The sequence below is a fragment of the Actinophytocola sp. genome (assembly GCF_036555685.1).
GTDB lineage: Bacteria > Actinomycetota > Actinomycetes > Mycobacteriales > Pseudonocardiaceae > Actinophytocola.
In genome coordinates this window covers 1-19,180 of sequence record NZ_DATBKY010000246.1, presented here as the reverse complement: position 1 = coordinate 19,180, position 19,180 = coordinate 1, and the positions used below count along the sequence as shown (strand labels likewise).

General features: G+C 72.2%; 21 protein-coding genes. 15 read left to right on the top strand and 6 right to left on the bottom strand.

The features are described from left to right. The 4 genes from VH969_RS24685 to arfB all read left to right on the top strand — a co-directional run. The coding region (locus VH969_RS24685; protein WP_331978261.1) for a phosphoribosylformylglycinamidine cyclo-ligase at nucleotides 1-615 on the top strand (615 nt) is incomplete at its 5' end. Nucleotides 616-668: 53 nt separating this feature from the next. Next, entirely contained in the window at nucleotides 669-1,220 is a 552-nt protein-coding gene (locus tag VH969_RS24680) for a SigE family RNA polymerase sigma factor (RefSeq protein ID WP_331978259.1), read from the top strand. Continuing rightward, the gene (locus VH969_RS24675; RefSeq protein WP_331978257.1) at nucleotides 1,217-2,035 is read left to right on the top strand and encodes a hypothetical protein; all 819 of its coding nucleotides are present in this window, start codon (nucleotides 1,217-1,219) and stop codon (nucleotides 2,033-2,035) included. The genes VH969_RS24680 and VH969_RS24675 overlap by 4 nt, the downstream gene beginning before the upstream one ends. Next, nucleotides 2,035-2,457 carry an alternative ribosome rescue aminoacyl-tRNA hydrolase ArfB gene (gene arfB, locus VH969_RS24670; RefSeq protein ID WP_331978255.1) on the top strand — a complete coding sequence of 141 codons (423 nt, stop codon included), beginning with the start codon at nucleotides 2,035-2,037 and terminating at the stop codon, nucleotides 2,455-2,457. The genes VH969_RS24675 and arfB overlap by 1 nt, the downstream gene beginning before the upstream one ends. A 58-nt stretch (nucleotides 2,458-2,515) precedes the next feature. On the opposite strand, the gene VH969_RS24665 is transcribed toward arfB, so the two are convergent. Both VH969_RS24665 and VH969_RS24660 read right to left on the bottom strand, forming a co-directional pair. Continuing rightward, entirely contained in the window at nucleotides 2,516-3,211 is a 696-nt protein-coding gene (locus VH969_RS24665; RefSeq protein ID WP_331978253.1) for a response regulator, read from the bottom strand. Next, nucleotides 3,208-4,752: a sensor histidine kinase gene (locus tag VH969_RS24660; protein ID WP_331978251.1), complete on the bottom strand. Its 1,545-nt coding sequence runs from the start codon at nucleotides 4,750-4,752 to the stop codon at nucleotides 3,208-3,210. Before VH969_RS24660 ends, VH969_RS24665 begins: the two co-directional genes overlap by 4 nt. 136 nt (nucleotides 4,753-4,888) lie before the next feature. Here VH969_RS24660 and VH969_RS24655 point away from each other — a divergent pair, with 136 nt between their 5' ends. From VH969_RS24655 to VH969_RS24640, 4 genes are all read left to right on the top strand, one after another. Continuing rightward, a complete protein-coding gene (locus VH969_RS24655; protein WP_331978249.1) occupies nucleotides 4,889-5,872 on the top strand; it encodes a Bug family tripartite tricarboxylate transporter substrate binding protein in 984 nt (327 codons plus the stop codon). Further along, nucleotides 5,869-6,390 carry a tripartite tricarboxylate transporter TctB family protein gene (locus VH969_RS24650; RefSeq protein WP_331978247.1) on the top strand — a complete coding sequence of 174 codons (522 nt, stop codon included), beginning with the start codon at nucleotides 5,869-5,871 and terminating at the stop codon, nucleotides 6,388-6,390. Before VH969_RS24655 ends, VH969_RS24650 begins: the two co-directional genes overlap by 4 nt. Before the next feature lie 2 nt (nucleotides 6,391-6,392). Further along, complete coding sequence (locus VH969_RS24645) at nucleotides 6,393-7,913, top strand: tripartite tricarboxylate transporter permease (RefSeq protein WP_331978245.1); 1,521 nt, start codon at nucleotides 6,393-6,395, stop codon at nucleotides 7,911-7,913. A gap of 63 nt (nucleotides 7,914-7,976) precedes the next feature. Next, nucleotides 7,977-8,834 carry an SGNH/GDSL hydrolase family protein gene (locus VH969_RS24640; RefSeq protein ID WP_331978243.1) on the top strand — a complete coding sequence of 286 codons (858 nt, stop codon included), beginning with the start codon at nucleotides 7,977-7,979 and terminating at the stop codon, nucleotides 8,832-8,834. Between the two features lie 60 nt (nucleotides 8,835-8,894). Here the strand turns inward: VH969_RS24640 and VH969_RS24635 are convergent, their stop codons facing one another. Beyond that, on the bottom strand, nucleotides 8,895-9,881 hold the full coding sequence (locus VH969_RS24635) for a LacI family DNA-binding transcriptional regulator (RefSeq protein WP_331978241.1): 987 nt from the start codon (nucleotides 9,879-9,881) through the stop codon (nucleotides 8,895-8,897). Between the two features lie 101 nt (nucleotides 9,882-9,982). Here VH969_RS24635 and VH969_RS24630 point away from each other — a divergent pair, with 101 nt between their 5' ends. Genes VH969_RS24630 through iolD form a run of 6 tightly spaced genes read left to right on the top strand, consistent with a single transcriptional unit; the run spans nucleotide 9,983 to nucleotide 16,652 of the window. Then, nucleotides 9,983-10,981, top strand: a complete 999-nt coding sequence (locus VH969_RS24630; RefSeq protein WP_331978238.1) for a Gfo/Idh/MocA family protein — start codon at nucleotides 9,983-9,985, stop codon at nucleotides 10,979-10,981. Next, nucleotides 10,978-11,847, top strand: a complete 870-nt coding sequence (locus VH969_RS24625) for a TIM barrel protein (protein WP_331978236.1) — start codon at nucleotides 10,978-10,980, stop codon at nucleotides 11,845-11,847. The genes VH969_RS24630 and VH969_RS24625 overlap by 4 nt, the downstream gene beginning before the upstream one ends. A 37-nt stretch (nucleotides 11,848-11,884) precedes the next feature. Beyond that, a complete protein-coding gene (locus VH969_RS24620) occupies nucleotides 11,885-12,895 on the top strand; it encodes a sugar ABC transporter substrate-binding protein (RefSeq protein WP_331978234.1) in 1,011 nt (336 codons plus the stop codon). Between the two features lie 9 nt (nucleotides 12,896-12,904). Next, entirely contained in the window at nucleotides 12,905-13,966 is a 1,062-nt protein-coding gene (locus VH969_RS24615) for an ABC transporter permease (RefSeq protein ID WP_331978232.1), read from the top strand. Further along, entirely contained in the window at nucleotides 13,963-14,787 is an 825-nt protein-coding gene (locus tag VH969_RS24610) for an ATP-binding cassette domain-containing protein (RefSeq protein ID WP_331978230.1), read from the top strand. Before VH969_RS24615 ends, VH969_RS24610 begins: the two co-directional genes overlap by 4 nt. Continuing rightward, nucleotides 14,784-16,652 carry a 3D-(3,5/4)-trihydroxycyclohexane-1,2-dione acylhydrolase (decyclizing) gene (gene iolD, locus VH969_RS24605; RefSeq protein ID WP_331978228.1) on the top strand — a complete coding sequence of 623 codons (1,869 nt, stop codon included), beginning with the start codon at nucleotides 14,784-14,786 and terminating at the stop codon, nucleotides 16,650-16,652. Before VH969_RS24610 ends, iolD begins: the two co-directional genes overlap by 4 nt. Nucleotides 16,653-16,661: 9 nt before the next feature. On the opposite strand, the gene VH969_RS24600 is transcribed toward iolD, so the two are convergent. Further along, complete coding sequence (locus VH969_RS24600; protein ID WP_331978226.1) at nucleotides 16,662-16,841, bottom strand: DUF3073 domain-containing protein; 180 nt, start codon at nucleotides 16,839-16,841, stop codon at nucleotides 16,662-16,664. 196 nt (nucleotides 16,842-17,037) lie between these two features. Between VH969_RS24600 and VH969_RS24595 the strand changes: the two genes are divergently transcribed. Next, the gene (locus tag VH969_RS24595) at nucleotides 17,038-17,928 is read left to right on the top strand and encodes a DUF8083 family protein (RefSeq protein ID WP_331978224.1); all 891 of its coding nucleotides are present in this window, start codon (nucleotides 17,038-17,040) and stop codon (nucleotides 17,926-17,928) included. Nucleotides 17,929-18,002: 74 nt separating this feature from the next. Here VH969_RS24595 and VH969_RS24590 read toward each other — a convergent pair whose 3' ends face one another. Both VH969_RS24590 and VH969_RS24585 read right to left on the bottom strand, forming a co-directional pair. Then, the gene (locus tag VH969_RS24590; RefSeq protein ID WP_331978222.1) at nucleotides 18,003-18,575 is read right to left on the bottom strand and encodes an RsiG family protein; all 573 of its coding nucleotides are present in this window, start codon (nucleotides 18,573-18,575) and stop codon (nucleotides 18,003-18,005) included. A gap of 48 nt (nucleotides 18,576-18,623) precedes the next feature. After that, the coding region (locus VH969_RS24585; RefSeq protein WP_331978219.1) for a beta-keto acid cleavage family enzyme at nucleotides 18,624-19,180 on the bottom strand (557 nt) is incomplete at its 5' end.

The window sequence follows — 19,180 nt, the reverse complement described above, 5'->3', positions numbered from 1 at the left end:
GCGTACGACCTGTCGGCGACCGGCGTGGGCGTGGTCGAGGCGGACGCGGTGCTCGGGCCGGAGCGGGTGCGGCCGGGCGACGTGGTGATCGGCATGGGTTCGTCGGGGCTGCACTCCAACGGGTACTCGCTGGCCCGTCATGTGCTGCTGGACATCGGCCGGATGGCGCTCGCGGGCCACGTCGAGGAGTTCGGCCGCACGCTCGGCGAGGAGCTGCTCGAGCCCACCCGGATCTACGCGAAGGACTGCCTGGCCGTCGTGGCGGAGGCCGACGTGCGGACGTTCGCGCACGTCACCGGTGGTGGCATGGCGGCGAACGTGGCACGGGTGATCCCGCCGGGTCTGCGCGCGGTTCTCGACCGCGGCACGTGGACGCCGGCCCCGGTGTTCTCGCTGATCGCGCAACGTGGCCGGGTCGAGCGGCACGAGATGGAACGCACGTTCAACATGGGCGTCGGGATGGTCGCCGTGGTGGCCCCGGAAGACGTCGACCGGGCGCTCGCCGTGCTCACCGCGCGGCACGTCCCGGCCTGGATTCTCGGCGAGATCTCGCCGCTCGGTGACGACCCGGACGCGCCGCGTGCCGACCTGATCGGTGACCATCCTCGCTTCTAGGCAACCCGCGAGCGGGCCGTCCCGTATCACGGGAGACGAGAGGAACGCAGGTCGTGGCAGACCGCGACGCGGAGTTCGGGGAGTACCTCGAGAGCCGTGCCGTCGTCATGCGCCGCACCGCGTACCTGCTGTGTGGAGGTGACTGGCATCGGGCGGAGGACCTCGTGCAGACCACGCTGACGAAGATCTATGTCGCGTGGTCCCGTATCCGGCGGGACGGCAGCGTGGACGCGTACTCCCGCAGGATCATGGTGCGGGCGGCGATCGACGAGTCCCGGCGGGCGTACCGGCGGCGCGAGGCGGTCGTCGACACCGTGCCCGAGGTCGAGGCGACGCCGGAACCGGGCGTCGAGGACGCGGTCGACGTGCGCCGGGCACTGGCCCAGCTGCCGGCCGGGCAGCGCGCGGTCGTGGTCCTGCGGTACTGGGAGGACCTGTCGGTCGCGGAGACCGCGGCCGCGCTGGGCAAGAGCGAGGGGACGGTCAAGAGCCAGGCGGCGAAGGGGCTGGCGGCGCTGCGCAGGCTGCTCGCCACGTCCGGCTCACCGTCCGCCACCCCGTCCTCGACCGAGGGCGACGATCGGGCGGAGGCGGGTGAGTCATGACCGAACCGTCGGACGAGAACGACGTCAAGGCGCTGCTCGGCCGCGCGCTGTCCGGCGAGCCGCCGCTGACCCTGGACCGCGACGAGGTGTTCCGCCAGGGCCGGCGGAAGCTGCGCATCCGGCGGATGTTCTCCACGGGCGGCGCGATCGGCGGCGCGGTGGTCGCCGTCGTGGGCGCGGTCATGCTGACCGGGCTGATCGCCGACGAGCCGGCCCCGGAGGAGACGCCGCCTGCCGCGTCGCCCACGGCCCTCCCGGCCCCGCCCGGCCCGACGCTGCCGCTGTCGACGACGGAGGTCGCGCCGACGAGGTTGTCCGCGCCGCCGTCGCAGCACCACGCGAACACGCTGACCGCGGACTTCTTCGCGCGGAACGACGCCCTGCCGGACACGGCGCAGACGTTCCGGCCGGACGGGAAGTCGGCGCGGTTCACGGTGGCGAAGGACACCTACGAGCTGCGGGTCGACGTGCGGCTGCCGGATGCGGAGGGCGCGCTGACGGTGTCGATCGGCGCGGCCGACCCGAAGCGCGTGGCCGGCTGCGGCGACCTGCCGGACGCGAAGTACGGCTGCACGGTCCGCGCCGCGCGGGGTATCCATGTCGCCGTGGGCACGTGGAAGGACTACGGCACCGGCGAGAAGCGCTACATCGCGTTCGCGGTGCACCCGGACGGCACGAGCGTCACGGCGATCGCCACCAACCTGCCGGACGCGAAGCGGAAGGGGGGCCTGCGGCCGACGGACCGGACCCCGGTTTTCGGCCAGGACGTCATGGCCAAGCTGGTGACGATGCCGGCCCTGCGGTACGCGGGCTGATGGCGGACCTGGAGGTCAACCGCCACCTGGTGATCCCGGCGGCCGAGCTGCGGGAGCGCTTCTCGCGGTCCTCGGGCCCGGGCGGTCAGGGCGTGAACACGACGGACAGCCGGGTGGAGCTGTCGTTCGACGTGGCCCGCTCGCCCTCGGTGCCACCCTGGCTGCGCGACCGCCTCCTCGCGCGCCTGTCGTCCCGCCTGGTGGACGGCGTGCTGACGGTCGTGGCGAGCGAGCGGCGAGCCCAGCTGGCCAACCGCAACACGGCCCGCGCCCGCATGGCGTCGCTGCTGCGCGCGGCCGCCGAGCCCCCGCCACCCCGCCGGCGCCCGACCAAGCCGAGCCGAGGCGCGAAGGAACGCCGCCTGGCGCAGAAACGCCGCCGCAGCGAAACGAAGCGAACCCGCCGCACCCTGGACGACTGACCCCGGTGGTCCACAACCACCGGACCTGTCCACAGAACCCCACTGCCCGCGTGCCGGGTCAGCGGTGGTCGAGCCAGTAGTAGCGGCGTTCCGGGCGGCCGGTGCCGCCGTAGCGCAGCCGCACGTCCGCCTGGCCCGTGGCCACGAAGTGCTCCAGGTACCGCCGCGCGCTCACCCGTGACAGCGACGTCCGTGCCGCGCACTCCGCGGCCGACAGGTCCGGCGACGTCGACCGCGACGTCGACCGCGACGTCGACCGCAGTTCCGCCGCCACTATCCGCAACGTCTCCGCCGTCAGGCCCTTCGGCAGCGTCGAGCCCGGCCGGGCGCCGAACACCTGGTCCACATCGGACTGTCCGGCACGCGACAGGCCCGACAGCCGCGCCTGCAGCAACGCGAAGTGCCGCAGCTGGTCGTGCAGCGCCGCGTACGTGAACGGCTTGATCAGGTAGTGCAGCACCCCGCCGCGCATCGCCGCGCGGACCGTCTCCACATCGGTCGCCGCGCTGATGACGATCACGTCCGTGTCCGCGCCGCCGTCCGACCGCAGCGCGCGCAGCACCGACACGCCGTCCATGTCCGGCAGGTAGATGTCCAGCAGTAGGAGGTCCGGGCGCAGCTCCGAAACCGCACGCAGCGCGTCCGCGCCCGTGTGCGCCACGCCGGCGACCTCGAACCCCGGCGTGCGCGTTACGTATCCACTGTGGACCTTCGCCACCATGAAGTCGTCGTCGACCACGAGAACCCGGATCACAGCAGCGCTCCCGCCGGCAGCCGTGCGGTGAACACCGAGCCGTCCACCGAGATCGATCCCTGCCGCCGCAGGCAGGTCTGCCGCGTCAGCGCCAGGCCCAGCCCGCGCTCGCCCTGCTCCGCCGCCTTCGTCGTGAAGCCGTGGCGGAAGACCTCCTCCGCCAGATCCGGCGCAACGCCCGGCCCGGAGTCCTTGACCACCACGCAGACCTCGTCGGCCGACTGCTCGAGCGAGACCTCGATCCACTCGTCCGCCGCGTCGAGCGCGTTGTCGACCAGGTTGCCGAGCACGGTCACCAGGTCCGCGGACAGCTGCTCGTCCACGGCGGACAGCCGCGAGGTCGGCGTGAGCCGCAGCCCCAGCCCGCGCTCCGCCGCCACGCTCGCCTTCGCCACCAGCAACGCCGCCACCGCCGCGTCGCCGATCCGCTCGCCGACCTCCCCCTGCCACGCCTCCCGCGTGTGGCTCACCCAGTCGACGTAGCGCCGCACTTCGTCGTACTCGCCCAGCTCGATCAGGCCGGCGATCGTGTGCAGCCGGTTCGTGAACTCGTGCGCCTGCGCGCGCAGCGCGTCGGTCGTCCCGCGCGTCGTGTCGAGCTCGTGCTGCAGCGTCACGATCTCCGTCCGGTCCCGCAGCGTCACGACCGCGCCGATCTCGTGCTCCCGCAAGGAGATCGGCATCCGGTTCATGATCAGCACCCGGCCTCGGCGCAGCACGATCTGGTCCGCGCCGCCCGCCCGTCCGGTCAGCACGTCGACCAGCCGGTCGTTCAGCGACAGGTCCTCGACCGACCGGCCGACCGCGTCGTCCGGCAACGCGAGCAGCCGCCGCGCCTGGTCGTTCACCAGCGTGAGCCGCCCGGCCGAGTCGAGGCCCACGACACCCTCCCGGATGCCGTGCAGCATCGCCTCCCGGTGCTCGACCAGCCCGGCGATCTCGCGCGGCTCCAGTCCGAACGTCTGCCGCTTCACCCGCCGCGCGACCAGCGCCGAGCCCACGACGCCGAGCACGGTCGCGATCGCCACGATCAGCAACCCCTCCGCCGGCGACTGCACGATCCCCTCGACGAACGTCGGCGTGTCCTGGCCGGCCGCGACGATGCCGATCACCGCGCCGTCGTCGCTCATCACCGGCACGTGCGCCACTAGCGAGTCATCGACCACGCCGACCCACGACCGGCCTGACTCGATCATGCTTTCGCCGAGCGGGAGCGGTTCGCCGACCTGTTGCGGATCCGGCGAGGTCAGCACCTTCCCGCGCGGGTCCGCGATGATCACGAATGCCGCGCCGGAGAGGCTCCGCGCGCTCTCCGCGAACGTCGGCAGCTGGTGGTAGCGCAGCGGGTCCTCGAGTGCGGTGCGCACGCCGAGCGTCGCCGCCACGTCCTCGGCGACCGACAGCATCCGCCGGCCTTCCGTGTCCCGGAAGCTCTTCGTCGCCTGGAACCCGGAGAACAGCGCGACCGCCGTGACCAGGGTCGCGACGATCAGCAGCTGCCAGGTGAGCAGCTGCCGGGACAGGGAACCGCGGTCCGCCACGGACCAAGTGTCGCTTAGCACGCGACCGCGTGCGCGTGAACACAACGACCACAACGACCACTGCGTGAGCAAGGCGGACGCGACCGGCGGCGCCCGGGCACCATGCCAGACACGGGTGTCGAGCAGAGAGGCTCCGATGCAAGCGAAACCGTTGATCGCGGCGGCCGTCGCCCTCGCGGCCGTCCTCGTGATCCCGCCGCTGGTCAGCTCCGGGTCGGAAGGGCCGGGCAGCCAGGTCCGTGGCCTGCGCGTCATGGTGCCCAACTCGCCCGGCGGCGGCTACGACGTCACCGCCCGCACGGCCGCGAAGGCCATGGAGGAAAGCGACCTCACGCGCAACGTCGAGGTGTTCAACCTGCCTGGCGCGGGCGGCACGGTCGGGCTCGGCCGGCTGGTCAGCGAACGCGGCAACGACAAGATGGTCATGTCGATGGGCCTCGGCGTGGTGGGCAGCGTGCACACCAACAAGTCGCCGTCGTCGCTGCAGGACACCACCCCGATCTGCAAGCTCATCGAGGAGCCGGACATCGTCGTGGTCGCGAAGGACTCTCCATACCGGACGGTCGACGACCTGGTCCGGGCGTGGAAGGCCGATCCCGGCAACGTCCCCGTCGGCGGCGGGTCCTCGCCCGGCGGGCCGGACCACCTCGCGGCGATGCTGTTCGCCAAGGGCGCCGGGCTGACTCCGAAGTCGGTGAACTACGTGCCGTTCGACGGCGGCGGCGAGCTGCTCGCGTCGGTGCTCGGCGGCAAGGTCGCGTTCGGCGTGTCGGGTGTCGGCGAGTCGCGTGACCAGATCGAGGCGGGCGAGCTGCGGGTCCTCGCGATCACCAGCGGCGAGCGGATGGACGGCATCGACGGGCCCACGCTCAAGGAGTCCGGAGTGGACGTCGAGTTCACGAACTGGCGCGGTGTCGTCGCTCCGCCGGGCATCTCCGAGGTCGACCAGCAGCGGCTGATCGACCTGTTCTCCGACCTGCAGAACACGCCGCAGTGGAAGGACGCGCTCGAGCGCAACGGCTGGACGAAGGCGTTCCAGACCGGCGACGGGTTCGGCGACTTCCTCGCCCGGCAGAACGAGCAGGTGGCCGACGTGCTGACGGAACTGGGGCTGAAATGACCACGACCGAGGAGAAGGCGACGACCGAGACCCGGACGGCGGACCGGTCCGAGCTCGGCATCTGCGCGTTGCTGCTCGTGCTGGGCGTGCTGGTGCTCACCGACGCGATCCGCATCCCGACCGACTTCGCCCAGCGCGGACCGGTCGGCCCGAAGGCCGTGCCGGTCGTGGTCGGCATCGGGCTGCTCGTGGTCGCCGTGCTGCTGGCGCGCGACGTGCTGCGCGGCGTGCGTGGCGAGTCGGAGACCGGCGAGGACGTCGACCTCGCGGCGCCCGCGGACTGGCGCACCGTGCTGATGCTGTCCGGCGCGTTCCTCGCGAACGCCGCGCTGATCGGCGTGGTCGGCTTCCCGATCTCCGGCGCGGTCCTGTTCTGGGGCGCGGCCTACGCGCTCGGCAGCCGCAACCTCGTGCGCGACCCCCTGATCGCGGCCGCGCTGTCGATCGCCACGTACCTGGTCTTCAACAACCTGCTCGGGGTGCCACTGCCCGGCGGCCCGTTGATGGAGGTGCTGTAGGCATGGACTCGCTGACCCAGCTGATCGACGGCTTCGGCACCGCGCTGACCCCGGCCAACCTGCTGCTCGCCGCGCTCGGCGTGCTGCTGGGCACGTTCATCGGCGTGCTGCCCGGCATCGGCCCGGCGATGGCCGTCGCGCTGCTGCTCCCGGTGACCTACGGGCTCGACCCGGTCGCCGCGATGATCATGTTCGCGGGCATCTACTACGGCGGCATGTTCGGCGGCTCGACGACGTCAATCCTGCTGAACACGCCCGGTGAGTCCGCCTCCGTGGTCACCGCGATCGAGGGCAACCAGATGGCCAAACGCGGCCGTGGCTCGCAAGCGCTTGCGGCGGCGGCGATCGGCCACTTCGTCGGCGCGATGGCCGGCACGATCGCGATCGTCCTGCTGGCCCCGGCGGTCGCGTCGCTCGCGGTCGACCTCGGTGCGCCGGACTACTTCGCGGTGATGGTCCTGGCCTTCATCGCGGTCACCTCGGTGCTCGGCCGGTCGCGGGTGCGCGGGTTCGCGTCGCTGCTGATCGGGCTGACGCTCGGGCTCGTGGGGCTCGACGAGATGACCGGCCAGTCGCGGCTGACGTTCGGTTCGCTGGAGCTGTCCGACGGGATCGACGTGGTGGTAGTGGCGGTGGGGCTGTTCGCGGTCGGCGAGGCGTTGTGGGTGGCGTCGCGGCTGCGGCACACGTCCGGCGAGCCGATCCCGGTCGGCCGGCCGTGGCTCGGGCGCGACGACCTGCGGCGGACGTGGAAGCCGTGGCTGCGCGGCCCGCTGATCGGGTTCCCCTTCGGCGCGATTCCCGCCGGCGGTGCGGAGATCCCGACCTTCCTGTCGTACGCGACGGAGAAGCGGCTCTCGAAGCACCGGTCGGAGTTCGGCTCGGGCGCGATCGAGGGCGTGGCGGGGCCGGAGTCGACCGCGTCGGCGTCCGCGTCGGGCACGCTCGTCACGATGCTGACGCTCGGCCTGCCGACGACCGCGACGGCCGCAGTGATGCTCGCGGCGTTCCAGCAGTACGGGATCCAGCCGGGGCCGCTGCTGTTCCAGCGGGAGACGGACCTGGTGTGGGGGCTGATCGCCTCGCTGTTCGTCGGGACCGTGCTGCTGCTCGTGCTGAACCTGCCGATGGCGCCCGTGTGGTCGAAGCTGCTGCGGATCCCGCGGCCGTACCTGTACGCGGGGATCCTGTTCTTCGCCTCGGTGGGCGCGTACGCGGTGTCGGGCCAGGTGATCGACCTGATCGTGCTGTTCGTGATCGGCGCGCTCGGGTTCGCGATGCGCCGGTACGGGCTGCCCGTGCTGCCGGCCATTCTGGGCGTGATCCTCGGCCCGGCGGCCGAGCAGCAGATGCGGCGCGCGCTGCAGATCAGCGACGGCTCGCTCACGGGCCTGGTGAACACGGCGTTCTCGGTGACGGTGTACGTGATCGTGGCGGCCGTGCTGCTGTGGCCGCTCATCCGGCGCTTCCTGCCGCGGCGCTCGGCCGACCGGCCGGACCGCGAGGAGGTAACTGCGTCCTAGTGGGCGATGGACAAGCCTCCAGCAGGGACGTGACACTCGTGCACGTCGCTGCTGGAGGTGTCGATGATGATGCTCCGCCGTCTACTGCCCGCGTTCGCGGTCGTCCTGCTCGCCTCGTTCCTGCCCGCCGGTGTCGCGTCGGCGGCGTCCGGCCGGTACGTCGCCCTCGGTGACTCGGCCGCCGCGGGCCCCCTGATCCCGAACCCCGACCTGAGCTTCCTCGGCTGCATCCGTTCCACGAACAACTACCCGAAGCTGGTGGCGCGGCAGCTGGGCCTGTCGATCGCCGACGTCTCGTGCTCCGGCGCGGACACCGTCGACATGACGAACCCGCAGGAGACCGACCTCGGCACGGCACCGCCGCAGTTCGACGTGCTCACCCCCGACACGTCGGTCGTGACGCTGCAGATCGGCGGCAACGACGCGGGCCTCACCGGGCTCGCCGAGTCGTGCCTGAACCTGCTGCCACAGCCGTTCGGCACATCGTGCAAGGACGAGAACACGGCCGGCGGCCGCGACGTGTACGGCGAGCGGGTGGCCGCGGTCGGCCCGCGCGTGTCGGCCGTGCTGGACGGCATCCACGCCCGCTCGCCGTCCGCGCGGGTCTTCGTGGTCGGCTACACGTTCTACATCCGCCCCGGCGGCTGCTACCCACGCGTGCAGGTGTGGTCCCGCGATGCGACCTACGTCCAGGCGAAGGTCGACCAGCTGAACCAGGTCCTGGCCACCGCGGCCGCCGCCCACGGGGCGACCTATGTGGACATCCGCACCCCGGGCATCGGCCACGACGTCTGCACGCCTGGCTCGGTCCGCTGGGTGGAACCGTTCATCCCGGAGAACGTGGCCGCCCCACTGCACCCGAACGCCCGCGGCATGCAGGGCATGGCACAGGTGGTCGGCTCGGCGATCGCAGCCGGCTAGCCGTACCGGTACCCGCGTGCCCGCGGGCCCGCCACGACCCGCCGACCACGACGGTCCGCCTCAGCGCGGGGCGGCCGTCGTGGTGCGGACTGTCAGGCGGGGGCGGAGGAGGTGGCGGGCCGGAGATGTCCGTTCGCCGCGTACGCGTTGGATCAGGGCCTGCGCGGCCAGGCGGCCCATCTCGTTGCGCGGCTGGTCGATCGTCGTCAAGGACACGTGGCGCAGGGCCGCCAGCCAGGTGTTGTCGTAGCCGACCACCGACATGTCGGCCGGCACCGACAGGCCCGCGGCCGCCAGGGCGGACAGCGCGCCGACCGCGTTCAGGTCGTTGGCGGCCATCACCGCGGTCGGCGGGGACTCGAGCAGCGCGCGGATCGCCGAGGCGCCCGCCGCTTCCGTGTACTCCCCGCGCACGACCCGTGGAGTCAGGCCATGGCGGCGCATCGCGTTGACGTACCCGGTCCGGCGGGGGGCCGCCTGCGAACCGCCGCCGCCGTCGATGTGGACGATTTCGCGGTGGCCCAAAGACACCAGGTGGTCCACGGCCATGCCCGAGCCCGCCTGACCGTCGTCGTTCACCGTGTCCACCGTCGGCGAGCGGGACGAGCGTGAGACCAGCACGACCGGCGTGTGCGCGCTCGCCGCCGCGATCGCGCCCGACGGGACCACCGGGCCCAGCAGCACGATGCCGGCCGGGCGGAACGACAGCAGCCCCGTCAGCGCCTGCCGTTCCCGCGACGGCCGCCGGCCACCCGTGTTGAACACCAGCTCGAACCCCGCCGCCCGCGCGTACGCGTCCAGCCCGTCGACCACCTCGGCCCAGAACGGGTTGTGCAGGTCCGACACCATCACGCCGAGCACGTGCGACGTCCGCGACGCCAGCGAGCGAGCCATCGCGTGCGGGGAGTAGCCCAACTCCTCGGCGGCCTTCAGCACGGCCGCCCGCCGCTGGTCGCTCACCTTCGGCGAACCCCGCATGACCAGCGACACGAGCGCCCGGGACACCCCGGCCCGCGCCGCCACGTCCTCGATCGTCGGTCGTCCCAAGGCCCACGCTCCTCGACCCCGACCCCGCCACCGGCCTTGACACCGGTGTGACGGACATTACAGGATGATACGTTAGAGCGCTCTAACCAGAAGGCGAGCACATGCGCATCGGCGTCGCAGGGGTCGGACGGATCGGGACGATGCACGCGGCACACCTCGCGTCGCTGGACTCGGTCGACGAGGTGCTGCTCTACGACCCGGTCGACGGACGCGCCGCGCTCGCGGCGAACCAGCTCGAGAACGCCCGCGCGGCCGACACCGTGGACGACCTTCTGGCGGTGGCCGACGGCGTCCTCGTCGCCACCCCGACCGACACCCACCCGGATCTCGTCCGCGCGTGCCTCGCCGCCCGCAAGCCCGTGCTCAGCGAGAAGCCGATCGCCGGCGACCTCGGCGCGATGACCGAGCTGATCATGCAGATCGAGGCCGGCGGCACGCCCGTGCTCGTCGGCTTCCAGCGCCGGTTCGACCCCGCGGTCGTCGAGCTGCGCCGCCGCATCGTGGCCGGCGAGCTCGGCCCGATCTACCACGTCCGGGCCACCGGCTTCGACGCCAACCCGCCCGACCTCGCCTACCTGCCCACGTCCGGCGGCATCTTCCGCGACCTCATGATCCACGACCTCGACGCGATCCCGTGGCTCGTGGGCGAGCCCGTCGTCGAGGTCTACGCGTCCGGCTCGGTCCTAGTCGACCGCGCCTTCGCCGACGCCGGCGACGTCGACAACGCCGTGGTACTGCTGCGTTTCGCCGGCGGCGCGCACGCCGCCATCCACGCCGGCCGGCACGACCCGCTCGGCTACGACCACCGCATCGAGGTGCTGGGCGGCAAGGACTCCGTCGCCGTCGGCCTCGACCCGCGCACGCCGCTGACCTCCCTCGAACCGGACGGCCCGCAGGTCGCCCCGGACGCCTACCCGGGCTTCCCGGAACGGTTCCGCCGCGCCTACCTCAACGAGATGCGGGTGTTCGCCGACGTGATCGCCGGGCGCGCGGACAACCCGTCGCCCGCTCGCGACAGCCTGGTCAGCCTCCGGCTCGCCGAGGCCTGCGAACGCTCGCGGCGCACCGGGACCCCGGTACGACTGGAAGGCACGCCATGAGGATCGCCGCCGCGCCCATCTCGTGGGGCGTCTGCGAGGTGCCCGGCTGGGGCCGCGTGCTCGAGCCGGCGACGGTGCTGGCCGAGATGGCCGGCCTCGGGATCGGCGCCACCGAGCTCGGCCCGCCCGCCTACCTGCCCACCGACCCCGCCGACCTGAACAAGCTCCTCGCCAAGCACTACCTGGGCCTGGTCGGCGGTTTCCTCGCGATTCCCTTGCACGACAGGCAAGCGCAGCGAGCCTCGCTCGACGCGGCCGGCCGCAGTGCGGAACTGCTCGCCCGGTGCAACGGGGAGGTCCTCGTGCTGGCCGCGGCCACCGGCCTCGACGGGTACGACGAACGGCCGGTGCTCAGCCGGGACGAGTGGCGCACGCTCGTCGAGACCGCCGGCGCGGTTCGCGACCGCGCCGCGCGCGCCGGGCTGCGGACGGTGCTGCACCCGCACGTCGGCACGCACGTGGAGACCACCGCGGAGGTCGAGCGGTTCCTCGCCGACTCGGACCTGCCGCTGTGCGTCGACACCGGCCACCTGCTGATCGGCGGCACCGACCCGGTCGAGCTGGTGCGTGCCCACCCGGACCGGGTCGGTCACGTGCACCTCAAGGACGTTCGCGCGGACCTCGCCGGCGCGGTCCGCACGGGACGGACCAGCTACACCGACGCCGTGCGGGACGGCGTCTACGTGCCGCTCGGGGACGGCGACGTCGACCTGCCCGAGCTGCTGAAGTTGCTGCGCGACAACGACTATGCCGGCTGGTACGTGCTCGAGCAGGACACCATGCTGCCCGAGGACGACACCGGCGCCGACCGGCTGCCGCGCCAGGCGACCGCGCGCAGCCTGGCATACCTGGATTCGGTCCGCTGAGGACACAGTGGACCAGAGGTGTAGACGGGAGACGACGATGTCTGACCGAGGGCGACGAAAGCCCACCCTCCTGGCCGTCGCTCTGGCGGCCCTGGCCATGGTGCTGGCCGCGTGCACCGGCCCCTCCGCCGCGGAGACGACGAGCGGCGGTGGGGGCGGCGGTGGCGCCGCGGAGTTCGACCCCGACGCACCGCTCGACTTCGCGGTGATCACCCACGGCACCGAGGGCGACGCCTTCTGGAGCGTGGTGAAGAACGGCGCGGAGGCGGCCGGCCGCGAGCTCGGCGTGAAGGTCACCTACGTGTCCAACGGTGACCCCGGGGCGCAGGCCAAGCTCATCGACAACGCCGTGGCACAGGGCAAGACCGGGCTCGTCGTGTCGATGGCCAACCCGGACGCGCTCAAGGAGTCCGTGCAGGCCGCGGTAAAGGCCGGGATCCCGGTCGTCACGATCAACTCCGGCGCCGACCGCAGCAAGGAGTTCGGCGCGATCGCACACGTGGGGCAGGACGAGAAGATCGCCGGCCGCGCGGCGGGCGAGCGGTTCAAGGACGCCGGCAAGAAGAAGATGCTCTGCGTCATCCACGAAGCGGGCAACACCGGACTGAACGATCGCTGCGAAGGCGCGAAGGAGGGCTTCGGCGGGAACGTCGAGAACCTGCAGGTCGACATCTCCAACCCCACCGACATCGAGGCCCGCATCAAGGGCGCGCTGCAGACCAACCCCGACGTCGACGCCGTGCTGACGCTGTCCTCGCAGGTGGCCGACCGCGCGGTCGCGGCCGCGCAGGGCGCGGGCTCGGACGCGGAGATCGCCACCTTCGACCTCAACACCGGCGTGGTCGACGCGATCCGCGACGGGCGCATCCTGTTCGCGGTCGACCAGCAGCAGTACGAGCAGGGCTTCCTGCCGATCATGATGCTGAAGCTGTACCGGCAGAACGGGAACACGCTCGGCGGCGGGCAGTCCGTGCTCACCGGCCCCGGATTCGTCGACAAGTCCAACGCGGACCTGGTGCGTCCGTACACCGAACGCGGCACGCGCTGAGGAGCTGCAATGGTTACCACGACTGTAGATCCCAATCCCGAACCCGCGGCGGTCGACGAACGGCTGAGCTCGTCGTCGCTGGTGAACCGGCTCGTCGTGCGCCCGGAGATCGGCGCGCTGATCGGCGCGCTGGTCGTGTTCGTCTTCTTCTCGATCGTGGCGGACAAGTTCCTCACGATGAGCGGCGTCGCGACCTGGCTCGACGACTCCGCCACGCTGGGGATCATGGCCGTCGCCGTGGCGCTGCTGATGATCGGCGGCGAGTTCGACCTGTCGGCCGGCGTGATGACGGCGTCGACGGCACTGGTCACGGCGATCTTCGCGACCCAGGTCGGGCTGAACGTGTGGCTCGCGCTGCTGCTGTCGCTGATCTTCGCGCTCGCCGTCGGCGGGCTGAACGGCTTCCTGGTCGTGCGCACGGGGCTGCCGAGCTTCATCGTCACGCTCGGCACGTTCCTCGCGCTGCAGGGCCTGAACCTCGGCGTGACGCGGCTGATCACCGGTTCGGTGCAGGTGACCGGCATGCGCGCGGCGGACGGCTACGAGTCGGCGGGCTTCGTGTTCGCCTCGACGTTCCCGATCGGTGACACGCCGTTCCAGATCTCGATCGTGTGGTGGATCGGATTCACCGCGGTGGCCGCGTGGCTGCTGCTGCGGACGAAGTTCGGCAACTGGATCTTCGCGGTCGGCGGTGCCGCCCCGGCCGCGCGGGCGGTCGGCGTGCCCGTGGCGCGCACGAAGATCCTGCTGTTCATGGGTACGGCGCTCGCGGGCTGGCTGGTCGGGTCGATCAACATCCTGCGGTTCACGACCGTCCAGGCCAACCAGGGCATCGGCCTGGAGTTCCAGTTCATCATCGCGGCCGTGATCGGCGGCTGCCTGCTCACCGGCGGCTACGGCTCCGCGATCGGGGCGGCGATCGGCGCGCTGATCTTCGGCATGGCCCGGCAGGGCATCGTGTTCGCGGACTGGAACAGCGACTGGTTCATGCTCTTCCTCGGCATCATGCTGCTCGGCGCGGTGCTGGTGAACAACACCTTCCGGCGGCGAGCGGAAAGGGTCCGGCGATGACCGACACAGTGACCGACACCGGGACCGGGACCGAGACCCGGACGCCCCTCATCGAGGTCGACGGGATCGGCAAGAACTACGGCAGCGTGATCGCGCTCCGCGACGTGTCCACTGTGGTCAACGCGGGCGAGGTGACCTGCGTGCTCGGCGACAACGGCGCGGGCAAGTCCACGCTGATCAAGGTGTTCGCCGGCGTGCACCAGCACGACGCGGGGCGGTTCCTGGTGAACGGCAAGCCGGTGCGGCTGTCCTCGCCGCGCGAGGCGCTCGACTACGGCATCGCGACGGTCTACCAGGACCTCGCCGTGGTGCCGCTGATGAGCGTGTGGCGCAACTTCTTCCTCGGCTCCGAGCCGACGCTCGGCGGCGGGCCGCTGCAGCGGCTCGACCGGCGCAAGGCCAAGGAGACCGCGCGCGAGGCCCTCGCGGACATGGGCATCGACCTGCGCGACGTCGAGCAGCCGGTGGGCACGCTCTCCGGTGGCGAGCGGCAGTGCGTCGCGATCGCGCGGGCGGTGCACTTCGGCGCGAAGGTGCTGATCCTCGACGAGCCGACGGCCGCGCTCGGCGTGAAGCAGTCCGGCGTGGTGCTGCGATACGTCGCGCAGGCCCGCGACCGTGGGCTCGGGGTCGTGCTGATCACGCACAACCCGCACCACGCCTACCCGGTCGGCAACCGGTTCCTCGTCCTCAAGCGCGGCCGTAGCCTCGGCTCGACGGAGAAGGCGGACATCTCGCTCGACGAGCTGACCCGCCAGATGGCGGGCGGCGCGGAGCTGGAGGCGCTGCAGCACGAGCTGCGGGAGGTGACCACCTCTTGAGACTGACGACCGCGCAGGCAATGGTCCGCTGGCTCGGCGCGCAGCGCAGCGTGCTGCTGGACGGGACCGAGGTGGCGCTGTTCCCGGGCGTGTTCGCGATCTTCGGGCACGGCAACGTGCTGGGCCTGGGGACGGCACTGTCCGAGGCGGACCTTCCGGTGTGGCGCGGTCACAACGAGCAGGGCATGGCGCTGGCGGCGGTCGGGTACGCGAAGGCGACCCACCGCCGCCAGGTCGGCGTGGCCACGTCGTCGATCGGGCCCGGCGCGCTGAACATGGTCACCGCGGCCGGGGTCGCGCACGCCAACCGGCTGCCGCTGCTCCTGCTGCCCGGCGACACCTTCGTCAACCGCGCGCCGGACCCGGTGCTGCAGCAGGTCGAGCACTTCGACGACGCGACGGCCACGGTCAACGACGCGTTCCGCGCGGTCAGCCGCTACTTCGACCGGATCACCCGGCCCGAGCAGCTGATCGCCTCCCTTCCGCAGGTGGCGCGCGTGCTGACCGACCCGGGCGAGTGCGGGCCGGTGACGCTCGCGCTGCCGCAGGACGTGCAGGCGGAGGCGTTCGACTTCCCGGACGCGCTGTTCGAGCCGGTCGTGCACCACGTGCCGCGGCCGCGCCCGGACCGGCACGCGCTGGGCGTCGTCGCGGACGTGGTGGCCGCGTCGCACCGCCCGCTGCTCGTGCTGGGCGGCGGCGTGCGGTACTCGGGTGCCACGCGCAGCGCGCTGGCGCTGGCCGAGCGGCACGGCGTGCCGGTGGTGGAGACGACGGCCGGTCGCACCCAGGTGCGTCACGACCACCCGCTGCACGCCGGCCCGCTCGGCATCACGGGCTCGGCGTCGGCGAACGCGCTCGCCGCGGCGGCGGATCTCGTGCTCGCGGTCGGCACCCGGTTGCAGGACTTCACGACCGCGTCGTGGTCGGTGTTCGCGCCCGACGCGCGCCTGGTCACGATCAACACCGCCCGGTTCGACGCGGTCAAGCACGGCGCCCTCGCCCTGGTCGCGGACGCGGACGAGGCGCTCGGCGAGCTCGCTGGGCTGCTCGACACGTGGCGGGTCTCCGACACGTGGACGTCCCGGGCCGCGGCCGAGCGGGCACGGTGGGACGCCTACATCGACGGCCTGCGCGCCCCGTCCGCCGGGCTCGCGACCTACGCGCAGGTCGTCGGCGTGGTGAACGAGGAGAGCGGGCCGGACGACTACGTGATGACCGCGGCCGGCGGGCTGCCGGGCGAGCTGATCGGCGGCTGGCGGTCGCCCGGCGGGACCGGGCCGGGGATGGACGTCGAGTACGGCTTCTCGTGCATGGGCTACGAGGTCGCCGGCGCGTGGGGCGCGGCGATGGCGTTGTCGGTGGCCCGGCCGTCCGGAGTCGTCACCACGCTGCTCGGCGACGGCTCGTACCTGATGTCGAACTCGGAGCTGTTCTCCGCCGCGTTCGCGGGGCACGGCTTCGTCGCCGTCCTGTGCGACAACGACGGCTATGCGGTGATCGACCGGTTGCAGCGCGGCAACGGCGCGCCGGGGTTCAACAACATGTACGCCGACGCCCGTTCGCTGCGGGCGCAACCGCCCCGTGTGGACTTCGCCTCCCACGCGGCCGCGCTGGGGTGCGCGGTGCTGTCCGTGCCGGCCCCCGGCGATCTTCGCGCCGCCTACCGGCAGGCGCGCGAGCACGCACGAGCCGGCCGCGTGGCCGTCGTGGTGATCCGCACTCACCCGTCCTCGTGGACGGACGCGGGGGCATGGTGGGAAGTCGGCGTGCCGGAGTACTCGGAGTACCCGGCAGTCACCGACGCCCGGCAGTCGTTGGACAAGGCGAAATCGGATCAGGTTCGCTACCTGGGCCGCCCCTGAACCAAACGATCAACGACGGAAGTCGTCGTCCTCGTAGTCGTCCTCGTCGACCCGGTCCTCGCCGTTGCCGCCCGCTGGGGACTGGTTCGAGAGCTCGCGTTGCAGAGCTTCGAAGTCCGTGTGGGGAGTGCTGTATTTGAGCTCTCGGGCTACCTTGGTCTGCTTAGCCTTCGCCCGGCCGCGCCCCATGGCTCGACCCCCTCGCACAGTGACGGGGCGGCCGGGGGAATCGGCGGCCCCGCAGATCTCGACATTTGGTTCCTGTAACTACCGTACCGTGCCGATGGGGTTCTGCGCGAAGGGGCACGGCGTTCGCTTTGGTCTCTTTGACCGCCGGACATCGCCCGGCAGTGGGGCGTGCGCGCGGCCGTGACACGATGCCCCCGTGCCCCGACCGTTCGTCGCCTACCTCAGGGTGTACGAACCGCTGTCCGCGTTCGAGGAACCCGTCGTGAAGCGCCTCCGGGAGGCCCTCGAGATCGGGCAGCTGGACTACGCCACCGTGGGTGAACGCGAGCGGGACATGTGGCTCAGATCACAGCTCTCGCAGCCGCCGACGCTGCTGCCGGGTGAGCTGGCCAACGGCGACCCGTCGCCCCGCGCGCTGCGCGAGATCCTGGTCCTCGATCCGGCGGAGGTCCCGGTCGAGGCCGCCACGGTCGGCCCCGGCCCGCTGGTGTGCCCGCTGGACGTGCGGGCGCGGGCGGCGGCCGCGCTGGTCGGCTTCCTGACCTCGTCGCACCCGGCGCTGCGGGACGCCGCGCTGTCGGCCTCGCTCGAGTCGGTGCGGGAGAAGGCGGCGGACGTGCTCTCGGAGCTGCCGGGCGGGGCGGTGCACATCGTGTCGACGACGTGGACGGTCCCGCTGCCGTGGTTCACGATCGTCGATCCCGCTCAGCGGCACATCGAGGTCGCCACGCGCACGGACGCGCGCCGCCAGGTGTGCTGGCGCGTCGCGATGGCCGACGCACGGCGCCGGGTGGCGAAGGCGCACTCCCTGGCGGAGCGCGTACTGGGCGACCAGGGCCCGACGAAGGTGTTGGAGGACACCGGCCGGTGGCTGGAGCACTTCCACCCGCACTCGGCGGTGGAGCTGGACTACGGCGGCCTGGTCCAGCTGCTGGACGACGAGGAGCTGGTAGAGGACACCTCGGCGGCGGACGTGAACGCGATCGTGACGGCGCTGGAGCAGGAGGACGTTGAGGAGATCGCGTCCCGCTTCGAACGCCTGCGGGACTTCTGGGGCGACCTGGCCGTCCGCGAACGCTTCAACTAGCCCGTCCCCGGCCAGCGGCGCCGAGCCGTGGTGCGGCGCCTCGACCGGGTTGTCTGCGCGGGCGAGGGTCCGGATCAGTCCGTCGGGTCCTCGCCGCGTTCGGCGGCCAGCAGCTTGTCGACGGACGCGCTGCCCGCGCGGTAGCGGCTGCCGATCTCGTCGTTCAGCAGGTCCACCACCTTCTGCACCTCACGCCGGCGTTGGGACACCGACGCCTCCTCCGCCACGTACGTCCGCAACGCCAGGTCCAGCCGCTCCGCCGGCAGCGAACCCACGTCCGACAGGTCCGCGTCCGACACCAGCGCCTCGACGTGCCGGCGGTGTGCCTCCGCGCGCGACGGCTCCAGCGTCTGGTGCCGGCCCGAACCCGCGGGGGCGGGGCCGACCGCGTTGTCCGAGAGGATCTCCACCAGCCGCTCGACCACCGAGCTCGAGCCGCCCTCCACGCGCCGCTTCTGCTCCGCCCGCACGATGTCGATCCGGCCGTGCAGCAGCCGGCGCAGGTACGACAGGTCCGTCTCCTCCTGCGCCGCGTCGTCCCGGCGCGCGCGGACCTCGGTCAGGTCGAGCCGCTCGAGGTCGGCGACGTACTCGGGTGCCAGCACCCGGTCTATTCGCCTGCGACCGCCTGGTCGGACTTCGATCACGCTGCCCATCCTCCGATACGGAGGGGCCCGACGCCAACCCGGGCGGAGTCAGTTGCTTTCGGCAACCCGAATCAGCGACCGCACCTCGCCGGCCGTCAGCGGCGGGCGCTGGGCCAGCGTCGCGAACTCCGCCGCCCGCGCCACCAGTTGAGCGTTGTCCCGCACCCGCTCGCCACGCTTGAAGGTAATCGTGTCCTCCATGCCCACCCGCAGGTGCCCACCCGCGGCCAGCGAAGCCAGCATGACCGGCAGCGTCGTGCGCCCGATGCCCGTGGCGGAGAACGTCGCACCCTCGGGGATCGCCCGCACCGCCGCCACCAGGGTCGCCGCGTCGCCGGGCATGCCGCCGGGCACGCCCATCACCAGGTCGACGTGCACGTGCCCGCCCGCCGGCAGGCCGTGCTGGTCGAGCAGCCGGCGCAGCGACGCGAGCTGGCCGACGTCGAAGATCTCGTACTCCGGGACGATGCCGCGCTCCCGCATCCGCTTGTGCAGCTCGACGATGAACTCCCACCGGTTCATGAACACGTCGTCGCCGAAGTTGACCGTGCCCATCGTGCAGGAGGCCGAGTCGGGGAGCGCCTCGAGCACGCGCAGCCGGTCGG